This is a genomic window from Catenulispora sp. GP43, assembly GCF_041260665.1.
Taxonomy (GTDB): Bacteria; Actinomycetota; Actinomycetes; order Streptomycetales; family Catenulisporaceae; genus Catenulispora.
Genome location: NZ_JBGCCT010000001.1, coordinates 1 through 13,892 on the forward strand (window position 1 = coordinate 1; position 13,892 = coordinate 13,892).

General features: G+C 70.2%; 11 protein-coding genes and 1 rRNA gene. 4 read left to right on the plus strand and 8 right to left on the minus strand.

Features of this window, described 5'->3' with window-relative positions; translation table 11 throughout:
* Together ABH926_RS00005 and ABH926_RS00010 are read right to left on the minus strand one after the other, a co-directional pair.
* Nucleotides 1-65, minus strand: a 16S ribosomal RNA gene (locus tag ABH926_RS00005); the annotation flags it as partial.
* A 650-nt stretch (nt 66-715) separates the two neighbouring features.
* On the minus strand, nt 716-1,717 hold the full coding sequence (locus ABH926_RS00010) for a stage II sporulation protein M (RefSeq protein ID WP_370363118.1): 1,002 nt from the start codon (nt 1,715-1,717) through the stop codon (nt 716-718).
* Between the two features lie 112 nt (nt 1,718-1,829).
* On the opposite strand from ABH926_RS00010, the gene ABH926_RS00015 reads away from it, so the two are divergent.
* Nucleotides 1,830-2,750 carry an RDD family protein gene (locus ABH926_RS00015; protein ID WP_370363119.1) on the plus strand — a complete coding sequence of 307 codons (921 nt, stop codon included), beginning with the start codon at nt 1,830-1,832 and terminating at the stop codon, nt 2,748-2,750.
* 62 nt (nt 2,751-2,812) lie between these two features.
* Here the strand turns inward: ABH926_RS00015 and ahcY are convergent, their stop codons facing one another.
* The 3 genes from ahcY to ABH926_RS00030 form a co-directional block, all read right to left on the minus strand.
* Entirely contained in the window at nt 2,813-4,270 is a 1,458-nt protein-coding gene (ahcY, locus tag ABH926_RS00020; RefSeq protein WP_370363120.1) for an adenosylhomocysteinase, read from the minus strand.
* 67 nt (nt 4,271-4,337) lie between these two features.
* Nucleotides 4,338-4,511: a Trm112 family protein gene (locus tag ABH926_RS00025; protein ID WP_370363121.1), complete on the minus strand. Its 174-nt coding sequence runs from the start codon at nt 4,509-4,511 to the stop codon at nt 4,338-4,340.
* 44 nt (nt 4,512-4,555) lie between these two features.
* Nucleotides 4,556-5,920 carry a phosphomannomutase/phosphoglucomutase gene (locus ABH926_RS00030; protein ID WP_370363122.1) on the minus strand — a complete coding sequence of 455 codons (1,365 nt, stop codon included), beginning with the start codon at nt 5,918-5,920 and terminating at the stop codon, nt 4,556-4,558.
* A 175-nt stretch (nt 5,921-6,095) separates the two neighbouring features.
* On the opposite strand from ABH926_RS00030, the gene ABH926_RS00035 reads away from it, so the two are divergent.
* Entirely contained in the window at nt 6,096-6,479 is a 384-nt protein-coding gene (locus ABH926_RS00035; RefSeq protein ID WP_370363123.1) for a DUF3499 domain-containing protein, read from the plus strand.
* Nucleotides 6,480-6,721: 242 nt separating this feature from the next.
* Nucleotides 6,722-7,060, plus strand: coding sequence for a metallopeptidase family protein (locus tag ABH926_RS00040; protein ID WP_370363124.1), 339 nt, complete (start codon nt 6,722-6,724; stop codon nt 7,058-7,060).
* Between the two features lie 58 nt (nt 7,061-7,118).
* Here the strand turns inward: ABH926_RS00040 and ABH926_RS00045 are convergent, their stop codons facing one another.
* From ABH926_RS00045 to ABH926_RS00055, 3 genes are all read right to left on the minus strand, one after another.
* Nucleotides 7,119-8,849, minus strand: coding sequence for a DUF5719 family protein (locus tag ABH926_RS00045; RefSeq protein ID WP_370363125.1), 1,731 nt, complete (start codon nt 8,847-8,849; stop codon nt 7,119-7,121).
* Nucleotides 8,846-12,658: a glycosyltransferase family 2 protein gene (locus ABH926_RS00050; protein WP_370363126.1), complete on the minus strand. Its 3,813-nt coding sequence runs from the start codon at nt 12,656-12,658 to the stop codon at nt 8,846-8,848. Before ABH926_RS00050 ends, ABH926_RS00045 begins: the two co-directional genes overlap by 4 nt.
* A 274-nt stretch (nt 12,659-12,932) precedes the next feature.
* Nucleotides 12,933-13,190, minus strand: a complete 258-nt coding sequence (locus ABH926_RS00055; RefSeq protein WP_194915663.1) for a WhiB family transcriptional regulator — start codon at nt 13,188-13,190, stop codon at nt 12,933-12,935.
* A 477-nt stretch (nt 13,191-13,667) separates the two neighbouring features.
* On the opposite strand from ABH926_RS00055, the gene ABH926_RS00060 reads away from it, so the two are divergent.
* On the plus strand, nt 13,668-13,892 hold the full coding sequence (locus ABH926_RS00060) for a hypothetical protein (protein WP_370363127.1): 225 nt from the start codon (nt 13,668-13,670) through the stop codon (nt 13,890-13,892).

Genomic DNA, 13,892 nt, shown 5'->3' on the forward strand with positions numbered 1-13,892 from the left:
TCGACTTGCATGTGTTAAGCACGCCGCCAGCGTTCGTCCTGAGCCAGGATCAAACTCTCCATTGATGATTATCACCAGCCGACCGGAATAAGGTCAGCAGAGGTGTCAGAAGAGTCACCTGGCAAGTAGACCGAACATCCCGACGGGGGTCGGGAGTCGTCTACCAACCATGTGTTCAAGACACTCGGACCATCGCCCAACATAGGGGCGCAGGACCGAGGTCGCATGGCATCACAATTCGTCACACACTGTTGAGTTCTCAAGAAACAGACGCCCGAACCACTCGACCCCGGAACCTTCGTTCCGATCGGCTGCGACCCGGCGTTGTCAGGTCTTGCTCTGTTTTTCTTTTCTCTTGTCTTGCTTCGCTTTAGATCTTAGCAGATCCTCTGCGTTTTCCGCAATTTCAGCCGGTTTTCATCAACCAGTGCTTTATTGCGATTGCCGATTGGGATTCTTTTTCGAATCCTTGCCTCGGCGGCTTGGTTACTCTAGCATGGTTTCTTTGGGCTCTCGCCCGCCGCTCCCGCTTGACAGCAACCCGTCTAACTTACGTTCCCCGAACAGGCGTGTCAACCCGAAGGCCGTTGCCGGTTCATGGAGGGGAACTCCGTAAGTATGGCACACGTCTGAGGCCGCATACCAATCGACCGTGTCTACCCATCACTCAGAGGGCTGAAACCATCGGTTCGCTGATCGGACGCCGGCCGGGCGACTAAGCCCTCGTGGGTACCGCGTCCGCCCTGTCCGCCCTGCTCACGTCCCCTGTCTCGCCGCGCATCGCGGCCCTGCGGCCGACGTAGAACACGTACACGAGGAACAGCGTCTCGGCCGTGAAACCGATCGTCAGACGCACCGGAGCGGACGTGTGCCCGGTCACGAACCCCTCGATCGAGCCGGACACCAGCAGCACGCACGCCAGCCCGAGCGCCATCGTCCCGAGGACCCGTCCCTGCTCCCCCAGCGCCTCGCCCCGGGTCCGCGGCCCCGGCGACAGGAGCGTCCACGCGATCCGCATCCCACAGCCGCCGGCCACGAAGACCGCGCTCAGTTCCAGCATTCCGTGCGGTGCCACGAGCGACAGGAACGTGCCGAAGCGGCCGTGCGCCGCCATGAATCCGCCGTCGATGGCCAGGTTCGCCGTGTTCATGTACATGGCGACGAAAGGGAAGACCAGAGTCACTCCCCCGAACAAAGCCAGGGCGGACACCCAGGCGTTGTTCACCCACACCTTGAAGCCGAACGACCCCGGACTGAACTCCGTGTAGTACGTCTCGAACTGACCGCCGGGCCGGAAGACCCCGTTCACGAGATCGGGAGAAGCCAGCTCCCCCTGGACCCGCGGATTCGCCGCGATGTACCAGCCCATGAAGAACGCGGCCACCAACGACACCACCGCAGTGGCGATCCACCAGCGTCGCGCTCTATAGAGCGCGGCGGGGAAGCCGTCCGTGAAGAAGTACAGGAGCTCTCTCCACGCCGGAACCCGCGGCCCGGAGATGGCACCGCGCGCGGTCGCCAGAAGGGAGGACAGGTGGCCGACCACTACAGCGTCCGGCGCCGCGGACCTCACTACAGACAGGTGTGTGGCGACGTTCTGGTAGAGCGCCACCAGTTCGTCCGCTTCAGCGCCGTCCAGAGCGCGGCTCCGGTTCGACAACTGCGCGAGGCGGGACCACTCTGCACGGTGCGCCGCCGCGTATGCGTCGATGTCCACGTCGCAAGCCCCGCCTCTGTAAGAAGTCTCCGGTGAGAAACTGTGCGCCCACGGTATGAGCGGTCTACGGTTGCCGCAACAATGTCAGCGGCCCGGAGTGGAGACAACGACCTTGAGCGATCTGGTCATCGGCGAGGGCGTGGCCCTGGACCTCCGGCTCGCCAAGCTGCCCAGCCGGGCACTGGCCCGGCTCCTGGACCTGCTCGTGCAGGCCGGTCTGCTCGGTGTGCTCGCCGCCGTGCTCGGGATCGTCGCCTCGGCCGGGACGGTCGACGACGCCGTGATGGCCGGGCTGATGATCGTCATGACGGTCGCGGTGGTGGTCGGGTATCCGGCACTGCTGGAGACGGTCACCCGCGGGCGCACCCTGGGCAAGATGGCGCTGGGGCTGCGCGTCGTGCGCACCGACGGCGGCCCGGTGCGGTTCCGGCACGCCCTGGTCCGCGCGCTCACCGGGATCTTCGACCTTTACGCCACCGTCGGTGTGCTCGCGGTGGTCACCTCGTTCTGCTCTAAGCAGGGCCGCCGCACCGGCGACTGGCTGGCCGGGACGGTCGTGGTCCGCGACCGGGCCCCCGACGCCGGCGTGAGCGCGTCGGGCATGGCGTCGCTGGCGATGCCGTACCCGCTGCTCGGCTGGGCCCAGCAACTGGACCTGTCCGCGCTGCCCGACGACGTCGCCCTGTCCGCGCGCCAGTACCTGACGCGCATGCACGAGATGCGCCCGGACGTCGCCGCGCGCATGGGGCACGAGTTGGCGACAGAGGTCATGCGGTACGTCGCCCTGCCTCCCGCCGGGACGCCGCCGTGGGCGTACCTGGCGGCGATCACCGCGGAGCGGCGGGTACGGCAGATGCGGTCCGTCGAAAAGGCACAGTGGGAGGCGTGGGCGCGGGGTCCGGGACAGACTCCTGTCTACGCGGAGGTCGCAGCTCCGGCTATGTCAGTGCCCCAAGTACAGGACCGGATTCCGGAAAGCATGCCCGAGCCTGCCGCCAGCGCTGAGGAGGACGGTTTCAAGCCGCCAGTCTGAAGAAGCCCAGTGAATGCCGAAGCCCGGCTCCGCTTAGCGGAGCCGGGCTTCGTACACGTATCTCAGTACCGGTAGTGCTCAGGCTTGTACGGTCCCTCGACCTGCACGCCGATGTAAGCGGCCTGCTCCGGCGACAGCTTCGTCAGCCGCACCCCGAGCGCGTCCAGGTGCAGCCGCGCCACCTTCTCGTCCAGGTGCTTGGGCAGCACGTAGACGCCGATCGGGTAGTCCGCGGTCTTCGTGAACAGCTCGATCTGCGCGATCACCTGGTTGGTGAACGAGTTCGACATCACGAAGCTGGGGTGGCCGGTGGCGTTGCCCAGGTTCAGCAGCCGGCCCTCGGACAGCACGATGATCGTCTTGCCGTCGGGGAACTTCCAGGTGTGGACCTGCGGCTTGACCTCGACCTTGTCGATGCCCGGGATCTTGGCCAGGCCGGCCATGTCGATCTCGTTGTCGAAGTGGCCGATGTTGCCGACGATCGCCTGGTGCTTCATCGCGGCCATGTCGGCGGCCATGATGATGTCCTTGTTGCCGGTCGCGGTGACGAAGATGTCCCCGATGCCGACCACGTCCTGCAGCGTCGCCACCTGGAAGCCGTCCATCGCCGCCTGCAGGGCGCAGATCGGGTCGACCTCGGTGACGATCACCCGGGCGCCCTGGCCGCGCAGCGACTCGGCGCAGCCCTTGCCCACGTCGCCGTAGCCGCACACGACCGCGACCTTGCCGCCGATCAGCACGTCGGTGGCGCGGTTGATGCCGTCGACCAGCGAGTGCCGGCAGCCGTACTTGTTGTCGAACTTGCTCTTGGTGACCGAGTCGTTGACGTTGATCGCCGGGAAGAGCAGCGAGCCCTCCTTGGCCATCTCGTACAGCCGGTGCACGCCGGTGGTGGTCTCCTCGGTGACGCCCTTGATGCGCTCGCCGATGGCGGTCCAGCGGTTGCCGTCCTCGCTCAGCGAGCGGCGCAGCAGCTCCAGGAAGACCTGCCACTCCTCGCTGTCGCCGGCCGCGGCGGCCGGCACGGCGCCGGCCTTCTCGAACTCGGTGCCCTTGTGGACCAGCATGGTGGCGTCGCCGCCGTCGTCCAGGATCATGTTCGGACCGGTGTTGCCGTCGCCGGAGTCCGGCCACCGCAGCATCCGGTCCGTGCACCACCAGTACTCCTCCAGGGTCTCGCCCTTCCAGGCGAAGACCGGGATGCCGGCCGGAGCCTCCGGCGTGCCCTGGCCGACCACGATCGCCGCGGCGGCGTGGTCCTGCGTGGAGAAGATGTTGCAGGAGGCCCAGCGCACCTCGGCACCGAGGGCCGCGAGGGTCTCGATGAGGACCGCGGTCTGCACTGTCATGTGCAGCGAGCCCGAGATGCGCGCCCCGCGCAGCGGCTGCGCCTCCGCGTACTCGGCGCGGATCGCCATCAGGCCGGGCATCTCGTGCTCGGCCAGGGTGATCTCCTTGCGGCCGAATTCGGCCAGGGACAGGTCAGCGACCTTGTAGTCGCTCGGAGTGAGGACGCTCACGGCGTTTCTCCTGTTTCGTCGGCTGACGTTGCGTTTATGAATGTAGCGGGTCGTGGGGCCCTGCCGCTCACGCAGCCTTGGTGGCCTCGTCGATGAGCAGGACCGGGATCCCGTCACGGACCGGGTACACCAGCGCACACTCCGAGTTGGTGCACGCCAGCGCGGAGGCGGCTTCCTCCTCGCGCAGCGGGGCGTGGCACTTCGGGCAGGCGAGGATCTCCAGCAGGGAGGGCTCGATCACGGGAGGGCTCCAATCGAATCGGTGGTGGGGTGGTCGGCGGACGGTCAGGCGCGGATGATGCCCAGCACCTCGTCGCGCAGCGCGGCCACCGCGTCGGCGTCGGCCGCCTCGATGTTCAGGCGCAGCAGCGGCTCGGTGTTCGACGGCCGCACGTTGAACCACCAGCCCTCGCCGGTGACCGTGAGCCCGTCGAGCTCGTCCACGGTGACGCCGGGCCGGCTCTCGAACGCCGCCCGGACCGCGGCCGAGCGGCCGGCCTGGTCGGCGACCTCGCTGTTGATCTCGCCGGAGGCCGCGTAGCGGGTGTAGTCCGCGGCCAGCTCCGACAGCGGGGCGTCCTGCCCGCCGAGCGCGGCCAGCACGTGCATCGCGGCCAGCATGCCGGTGTCGGCCTTCCAGAAGTCCTGGAAGTAGTAGTGCGCCGAGTGCTCGCCGCCGAAGACCGCGCCGCTGGTGGCCATCTCCTGCTTGATGAAGGAGTGGCCGACCCGGGTGCGGACCGGCACGCCGCCGTGCTCGCGCACGATCTCGGGCACCGCCGCCGAGGTGATCAGGTTGTGGATGATCGTGGCGCCGGGGTGCTTGGCCAGCTCGCGGACCGCGACCAGGGCGGTGATCGTGGACGGCGAGACCGGCTCGCCGCGCTCGTCGACCACGAAGCAGCGGTCGGCGTCGCCGTCGAAGGCCAGGCCGAGGTCGGCGCCGTGCTCGACCACCGCGCGCTGCAGGTCGACCAGGTTCTTCGGGTCCAGCGGGTTGGCCTCGTGGTTCGGGAAGGTGCCGTCGAGCTCGAAGTAGAGGTCGACGACCTCGAGCGGCAGCCCCTTGAAGACGGTCGGCACCGTGTAGCCGCCCATGCCGTTGGCCGCGTCGACGACCACCTTCAGCGGGCGGATCGCCGACAGGTCGACCAGCTTGTTCAGGTACGCGGCGTACTCGTCGAGCATCGCGCGCTCGGTGATGGTGCCGGTCTTGTTCGACGGCGGCAGCGGGGTGCCGTCCAGCACCTCCTGCGCGGCCTGGCGGATCTGGACCAGACCGGACTCCTGCCCGATCGGCGCCGCGCCGGCCTTGCACATCTTGATGCCGTTGTACTTCGCCGGGTTGTGGCTGGCCGTGAACATCGCGCCGGGCATGTCCAGCGCGCCGGAGGCGAAGTAGAGCAGGTCGGTGGAGGCCAGCCCGATCTCCACCACGTCCACGCCCCGGGAGGCGGCGCCGCGGGCGAAGGCCGCGGCCAGGTCCGGGGAGCTGGGGCGCATGTCGTGGCCGACGACCACGGAGGGGGCGCCGACGAAGTCGGCGAACGCCGCGCCCAGCGCCTCGGTGTCGGTCTCGTCGAGCTGGTCCGGGACCACCCCGCGTACGTCGTATGCCTTGACGATCTGTGACAAGTCGTGCCCGGCCACTGGCTCCCGCTTTCAGTTCTAGTCCTATGTGCGGCTGCTTGCGGCGTCGAGCCTATCTTGGGCGGCCGGTCCCAGTGGTGCGGTGGTCACCGGGAGGACCCACCCGGACGACCCTGAGAATGACGTAGGGCGTGCCAGTGTTCCATCCGCGCCGGCAAGCGCTAATCTCCACCAAGTGAGCCCAGCCCGCAGATGTTCGCGAACCGCGTGTAGCCGTCCGGCCGTCGCGACGCTCACGTACGTGTACGCGGACTCCACCGCCGTCCTCGGCCCTTTGGCCGCCTATATCGAGCCGCACAGCTATGACCTGTGCGCCGAGCACTCGACCCGGCTGACCGCCCCGCGCGGGTGGGCCGTGCTGCGGTTGACCGAGCCCGACCCGGGACCCTCCCAGCCCTCGTCGGACGACCTCGAAGCCCTGGCCAACGCGGTACGGGAGGCCGCTCGCGGGCCGCGTGGGGAACGCGGGAACCGAGGGGAGCGCGGGGACGACGGGGACGGTGCGGTCCTCTCGCGCGCCCGGGGCCACCTGCGAGCCCTGCCCGATCCCGAGCGCTGAACCGGCGCTGAACCGGCGCTGAGCCGCCATCCGGGCGAAAGCCGAGGTCACGGCGTAGCCGCTCCGACACGCCGGGAATGACTGTCGCCGAGGGGCGGATCGCCGGTTACGCTCGACGCGTGCCCATCACTGCCTCGATCAGGTCGGGGGCCGGTCAGGAGCCGCGCCGCCGGAAGCATACGCGTGACCGGCGGGGGCGGGGCCTTCGCGGACCGCTGGCCCCTCCGCAGGTCCCGCTGGCCTTGACGCGCGCCGAGCAGTTCGACGAGCTGGTCCTGGACGCCGTGGAGCGCCTGGAGCGCCGCTGGCCGCGGCTGGCCGAGGTGGAGCTGGCGGTGGAGGAGGTCCCGCCGGCCGACACCGAGCACTGGAGCGAGGAGGCCGTCCCGCTGGGCCGGGTGATCGCCGACCGCCCCGGCGAGCCGGTCCGGATCGTGGTGTACCGGCGGCCGGTGGAGGCCCGGGCGGCCGGGCGGCCGGAACTTGCGGACCTGGTCTACGAAGTGGTCGTGGAGCAGGTCGCGGAACTTCTGGGCATGGAGCCCGACGAAGTGGACGAGGGACGGGACGCGGACGACTGACGAGTCAGCCGTCCGCTTTCCCCTATATATAAGGTGTTAGTTCCTTATATGCGTGTTCTCAGCGCGTGACCGCACCGGACAGGTCCGGCGCGACCGGCGGCACCGCCGCCGACAACCGCGCGTCCTGCAGCGTCTCCGCGGTGACCTGCATCCCGCCCTTGCCCGGCAGGTCCGACAGAATGCGGGCGCCGTACACCGGATCGGATCCGGGCTGGGGCTGGACGATCGTGGTGAACCACGACGTGGCCTTCGGCGTGTAGGCGACCGTGCTGTTGGCCGGGATCTGCACCTGGTCCTGGGCCGCCTTGCCGTCCGCGCCGACGGTCGTGACCTGGACCGTCGACCCCTTGGTCCCGGTGCTGGTGAGGATCAGCGTGGTGGCGGCCGCGCCGCCGATGTTGCTGTCGGCCACGATCGCCTGGTTGCTCACCGGCGGGGTCGGGGCCAGGTAGGCGGTGTCCAGGGTGTTGCTCTTCTGGTCCGTCTCGACCAGCCGGACGCCGCTGACGAACGAGCCGCCGCTGCCGACGATCTGCAGCGCCGCGGACTCGGTCTTGTCGCGGTCGTCGGGGAGCATGTTCAGTATGACCGTCTTGCCCGGGTCGATGCTCAAGGGGCTGTCGCGCTTCGTGTAGCCCTTACCCGGGTCCTGCGTCTGCCCCGACAGCTCGAACCGGCCGCCCTTGCCGTACCAGTAGACGTGGTCGATGCTGACCGGCACGTCGCTGGTGGAGGTGATGACGAGGTCGAACTTCGTCAGGGTGTTGTTCCCGGGCGCGGGGATGCCCGGGATGGTCTGGGTCGTCTGGGCGGCCTCGGCCGGCGTCTGGGCCGGGATGAAGTCCATGCCGCGGCCGGTCTTGACGTCGCTCTGCTGCGGCTTGTCGATGTCCAGCACCTGGGCCGCGACCCGGCCCGCGGTGGTCGTGACGTGCACGCTGGCCACCGCGCTGGCCTGCGCGGAGGCGCCGAGCTCGGTGCTGAGCAGGAACTGCGCCGAGGTCTTGGGCAGGACCGTGATGTCGTGGCCGACGGTGCCGGTGTCGATCTTGCCGTCCTGGCCGAAGAAGGTCAGGTTGACCGTCGCCGGCGCGTTGTCGGTGTTCGCCAGGTACAGGTAGGAGTCGCGGTCGGCGGTGCCCACCGAGACCCCGGCGAACCAGAAGTCGGTGCTCGGAGCGGTGCAGGGGGTGGCGGCCATGCCGCGCTGCACCCCGCTGTCGCTGCGGAGCAGTTCGCTGGAGGTGAAGCCGGGGGCGTAGGAGCCGTTGGCCTGGAAGACCAGCGGGACCGAGCGCGGCAGCCCGGCGTCGTCGGTGACGCTGTTGAACTGCGTGACCTGCTGGGCGGTCGAGCGGGCGCCGGCGGCCCCGATCTTCAGCGCGGCGAAGGGCTTGCCGTCGACGTACTGCACGCCCGCGCCGTCGGTGCCGGTGGCGGCGTTGCCGGAGGGGGTGAACGTGGTCAGCGTCGTCGAGGTGTCGGTGCCGGCGCCGACCTCGCCCTGGCAGACCCCCGTGGCGCTGCCGATCGGCAGGGTGCGCGAGGTCTGCTCACTGATCGCGGACTTGTCCTGGTTCCGGGTCGAGAAGCCGTAGCCGAGGCCGGCCAGCAGGACCACCGCGACCGCGCCGAGGGCGCCGAAGGTGGAGATCGGCGAGGTGCGGGTCTTGGCCAGCGCGCGGCCTCGGGGGACGCCGGCGCCGGCGGGGCCGGCTCCGGTGGAGCGCGCGGGGCGCTGGGGGCGGTCGCCGGCGCCGGGACGCGCCGGACGGGTCTGCCGGGTCATCGGTGGCCTCCCTGCCGGTAGTCGTCGGTCTCGAAGTCGGGGCGCTCGTATTCGCCGGTGCCGGGGCGCAGGTAGCCGCCGTACGCTTCGGGGTTCTCGTACTCGCCGCTGTACTCGACGGCGCCGTACTCGTGGTTGCCGTATTCGGTACCGGCATATTCAGTACCGGCGTACTCGGTACCGGCGTATTCACCGCTGCCGTACCCGGGTGCCTGGTGCTGCGCATAGGGATCTGGTTGCTGCTGCGCATATGCGTCCGGCTGCTGTGCGTACGGATCGTGTTGGTACTGCTGCGCGTACGGATCCGGCTGCACGTACTGCTCTTGCTGGTATTGCTCTTGTGGGTACTGTTCTTGCTGGTACTGCTCCTGCGGGTACTGCTCCTGCTGCTGGTACTGGTCGTACCCGCCCTCGTATTCGTTCTGATAAGCGGGATAGTCGGCCTCGGCCTGCGGAACGAGTTCCGGCTCCGGTTCGAGCTCGGGCTCGGCCTCCTGCTCGCGGCTGTGCTGGCCGGGCAGGCTCGGCGGGACGTAGTCGTCGGCCTCGGAGGCCGGACCCCGGTTCTCCGCCCGGCTGCCCGTCGGCAGCGCCATGATCAGTGCGAACAGGAAGATCAAGCCCTCGGCCACCAGCCACACGGTGCGCGACATGTCCGAGTACGTGACGGTCACCGTGCCGCCGGCGGCCGGCAGCTGGAAGCCCTGCGCCCAGCCGTCGATCGTGACCCGTGGCAGGTCGGTCCCGTTCATCCGCGCCGACCAGTTGCTGTCCGCGTCCTCGGCGAGCACCAGCTGGCGGCCGTCCTGGCCGGCGGCCACGGTCGCCTTCATCGTGCGGTCGCCGGCGCTGATCTGCTGCAGCGCCTTGGGGTCCGTGGTGCCGGGACCGCGCAGCGAGAGCCGGGAGGCCGGGTTGGAGATCATCCAGAGGTTGACGCCCTGGATCTGCGACTGCCGGTTCAGGCCGGGGGTGGCGTCGAGGATGTGGACGTAGTCCGGGCTCAGCGTCTTCATGCCGACCACGTAGCGGACGCCCAGGGACGCCAGCCCCTGCAGCTCGCTGCCGCCGGAGTCCGAGAGCAGGCCGCCGACCAGGGTGTTGATCCGGGCGGCGTCGGCCGCCGGGACCTGGTAGTCGGCGTCGCCGAGGCTGGCGCCGTTGTCCCGGACGATGCCGTAGCCGATCACGGTCTGCGCGCCGGAGCCCAGGATCAGGGCCCGCGGCTGGTCGGGCATCTGGGACTGCACCGAGACCACCGCCGGGCGGAAGTCCGCGGTGGCCCGCTGGACCGGTCCGGCGACGCCGTGGGTGATCCACCAGCCCGCCGCGGCGACCGGGGTGGCGACCGCGGCCAGCGTCACCACCAGCGCGGCCGGCTGGCGCCAGCTCAGCTGCGAGGCCTGGAAGTAGTCGCGCGCGCCCTCGGCGCCGATCACCGCGGCCACGATCAGGCCGAAGCCGATCGCCGCGGTCGGCACGCCACTCCAGGGCTGCTGCGGCAGGCCGCCGGCCAGGCCGGTCGGGCGCACCTGGAGCGCCAGCAGCCCGGCGGCGAAGCCGGCCAGCGCCAGCGTCCAGCCGGCGAAGCTCAGGCGGCGGCGCGGGCCGCTGCGCAGCAGGCCGGCCAGGCCGGCGAGGAACAGGCCGCCGGTGAACCAGTAGGTGTAGGTGCCCGGGCCGCCGGGGTTGGCCAGCAGCAGGTGCGTGGGGTCCGGCTGGGTGCCGGGCACCGGCGGCAGGCCGGGCTCCAGCAGGAACGCCGCCGGGTGCTTGACCAGCTGCAGCGACCACGGCATGAGCACCGCGATCGGCGTCACGAGCAGGATCGCCAGGCGGACCAGCACGGTGGCGAAGTCGGCGGTGGAGCGCCAGAACACGGTCAGCGTGGCGCCGGCGGCGAGCACCGCGGCCAGCACCCAGATGATCGGGGCGAACGCCATGGCGATGGCGATCGCGAAGGCGGCCGGCCATGCGGCGCGCACAGAACCCTTACGTCCCGGTCCGCCTATGGCGAGCAGCACGCCGGAGGCCGCCAGAGGCAGCAGCGTGATGCCGACCGCCGAGCCCAGCCGGCCGCCGGAGATCGCGCCGGTGGCCGCGGGCAGCAGCGCGTAGGCGGCCGCTCCCCAGACCCGCATGGCGCTGGAGGAGACGGTGCGCTTGAGGACCGCGTAGGCGGTGAGTCCGGACAACGGCACGGAGCCGAGCAACAGGACCGTCACCGCAAGGCTGGCGTGGCCGAACAGCAGCGTGCCGAGCAGGGCCACGACCGCCAGGTACGGCGGCGCCGGGGAAGTGGAGCCGGTGGCCACACCGTGCCAGGGGGCCAGGAAGTCGTGCCAGAGGTCGGTGGCGCCGTTGGGCGCGGGCAGCAGGGCGCCGCCCATGAGGCGGCCGCCGGTCAGCAGGTTCCGCGCGGACACCATCATCACGACGGTCAGCGCCAGCCACACGAAGTTGCCGGGCATCCGGACCGCGCGGATCAGCCACGGCGTCCCGGAGTCGAAGGACTCGGCCTCCTCGGAGACCGGGCCGCTCTCGATGGAGCCGCTGGTGGCCTCCTCGTCGCGCTGGTTCCGGGAGCGGAAGCCCTCGAACGCGTCCTCGAAGGTGTGGCGGAAGACCTGCAGCCGCGAGGGGAACAGTCCGGACAGGTCCACCGGGCCCTGCGCCCTGGTGCGCGCCCGCGCACGCCGGGCGCGCACGATGCGGTCCAGGCGGCCGGCGTAGGCCAGGGCCGCCAGGACCTCGTCCGCCGCCGTCAGCGGGGCCTTGTTGAGCACCAGGCCGATCGCGCGCAGCAGCGACCAGAAGAACAGGCGCAGGAACGTCAGTATCGGGAAGCGGCCGGTGTGGTTGACGGTGACCGCGTACAGCGCGTGCTGGCGGTCCTCGAAGTGCGGCCGCGAGACGCCGGCGCTGATCCGCCGCTCGCCGCGGGCGGCCGCCTCGGCGTGCCAGAACACCGCCTTGGGCGCGGTGAGCACCTCGTAGCCGGCGTTGTTCGCGCGCCAGCAGAAGTCCAGGTCGTCGCGGAACATCGGGATGGCGCGGTCGAAGCCGCGCAGCCGGTCCCAGACCTCGCGCCGGATGAGCATGCCGGCGCTGGACACCGAGAGCACCGGGGTCGGCTCGGCGTGCTGGCCCTGGTCGTGCTCGCCGTCCTCCAGGCCGGTCCAGCGGCGGCCGTCGGCGGTGACGGTGACGCCGACCTCGAGCAGCTGCTCGCGGTCGACCCAGCCGCGGATCTTGGGGCCGATGACGCCCGCGGCGGGATTGCGGTCCCCCACCTCCAGCAGCCGCAGCAGGGCGTCGGGGGCGGGCTCGGAGTCGTCGTGCAGCAGCCACAGCCACTCCACCACCTGGCCGTCGCCGCGGCCGTAGAGGTCGAAGTCGGCGACCGGGGCGGCCTTGAGCGCGTGGTTCACCGCGGTGCCGAAACCGGTGTTGCGCTTGGTATGCAGCACCGACTCCGGGCCGAGGTTCTCGTCCAGGATGGCCAGGGAGTCGTCCTTGGAACCGGTGTCCACGGCCAGGACCCGCTGGGGCGCGCGCAGCTGCCCGAGCAGGCCCTTGAGGGAGTCGTCCAGCCAGCGCGCGCCGTCGTGGGCGACGATCACGGCGGTGACCACGTGGTTCGGGAAGGCGTTGACCGCCGCCTCGGCGGCGGCCCGGCGGCGGGCCTCGACGTCGGCCACGGCGAACTGCCCGGTCCCGCCGGGCTGTGCGCCGTAGGCCCCGGCGGGGAACTGGCCGGTGGCGGCCAGGCCGCCGGTGCGGTATCCGGACTCTGGGTACTGGGACATGCTGCGCTGGCACCGGCTCCGGTCTCGGGAATCCCCGCTCGGGGGCGGACTGAGGGACCACCATACGCGAGGGTTCGAGGATGCTGACCGGCTATGCCGTTATGCCCGAATTGCGTTCCCGGGCAAGGAGAAAGCGGCCGCGGAGCACTTACTGAAGAGTCCTCCACAGGTCCTGTTCAGTAAGTCTCCGCGGCCGACGGATCCCGGGCGAACCGGTCATACCGGTATCGCGCGGCCGGCCATTCCGCTGGTCATGCCGGTGTCATACCGCTGGTCACACGGCGGCGCGCTTAAGCCGTCTGCGCTCCCGCTCGGACAGCCCGCCCCAGATCCCGAAGCGCTCGTCGTTGGACAGCGCGTAGGACAGGCACTCGGCCTTGACCTCGCAGTTGAGGCAGATCTTCTTCGCCTCCCGGGTCGACCCGCCCTTCTCCGGGAAGAAGGACTCGGGGTCGGTCTGCGCGCACAGCGCGCGGGACTGCCAACCGCGGTCCTCGTCGACCCCGTTGTGGAGCGGGTAGATGCGGTACACCTCGGCGTGACAAGCCTCTTCCGCGCCCTCTGTGTTCTCCGCGGCCTCGGCCACCGCAACGCCTCCTGGCCCTACCTTGTCCGCACAGAAGAAGATCACTCCCCGTGCGGAGATCATCACGACACGTTTGAAATTACACGCGCGTCATTACCGGGCCGTCAAGCCGGGATCTGGTAGCGACCATGCGATTCACCTGTTGGAGCTAATACGCGCCCCCACCATGCGGACGCCGCTTGACAGCGGCACCGGTCGCCGGATGGGGTGGGGGCATCATGAACGCACGCATCGTGACCGCCGAGCGCCGCCGGGGCCTTGCCCCCGCCGCCGCGCTGGTCACCGGTGCGCGCGCCGCGATGGACGCCATGGAGTCCTGTCGCGGTCTGTGTTGTCGCTGTCGCTGTCACAGCTGACCGAACCCACAGACCCGACCGTTGCCCGGCCCGTCGGAGGCCGGACGTCCTTGCGGAGTTTTCCCCCATGCCGGACCAGGCTTCCCCGGCGGCGACCGCCGGCCTCACGTTCTCCCACGACGCGCTCGCGCCGGACCTGCTCGCGCTGTTCCTCGGCGCCACCCCGCACCCGGACATCGTGATCCCCGAACCCACGGTGACGATCGCCGATCTCGCCGCCGCGGCGCGCGCCGACGGGCTGGCGGCCGCCGGTCTGCGGTGGGACGCAGCCCGGCAGCGCTTCGCCTCCTGA

Coding starts and splice junctions, on each gene's coding strand:
- ABH926_RS00045 (WP_370363125.1), bottom strand. CDS start 8,849: ATGACCCGGCAGACCCGTCCGGCGCGTCCCGGCGCCGGCGACCGCCCC.
- ABH926_RS00050 (WP_370363126.1), bottom strand. CDS start 12,658: ATGTCCCAGTACCCAGAGTCCGGATACCGCACCGGCGGCCTGGCCGCC.
- ABH926_RS00060 (WP_370363127.1), top strand. CDS start 13,668: ATGCCGGACCAGGCTTCCCCGGCGGCGACCGCCGGCCTCACGTTCTCC.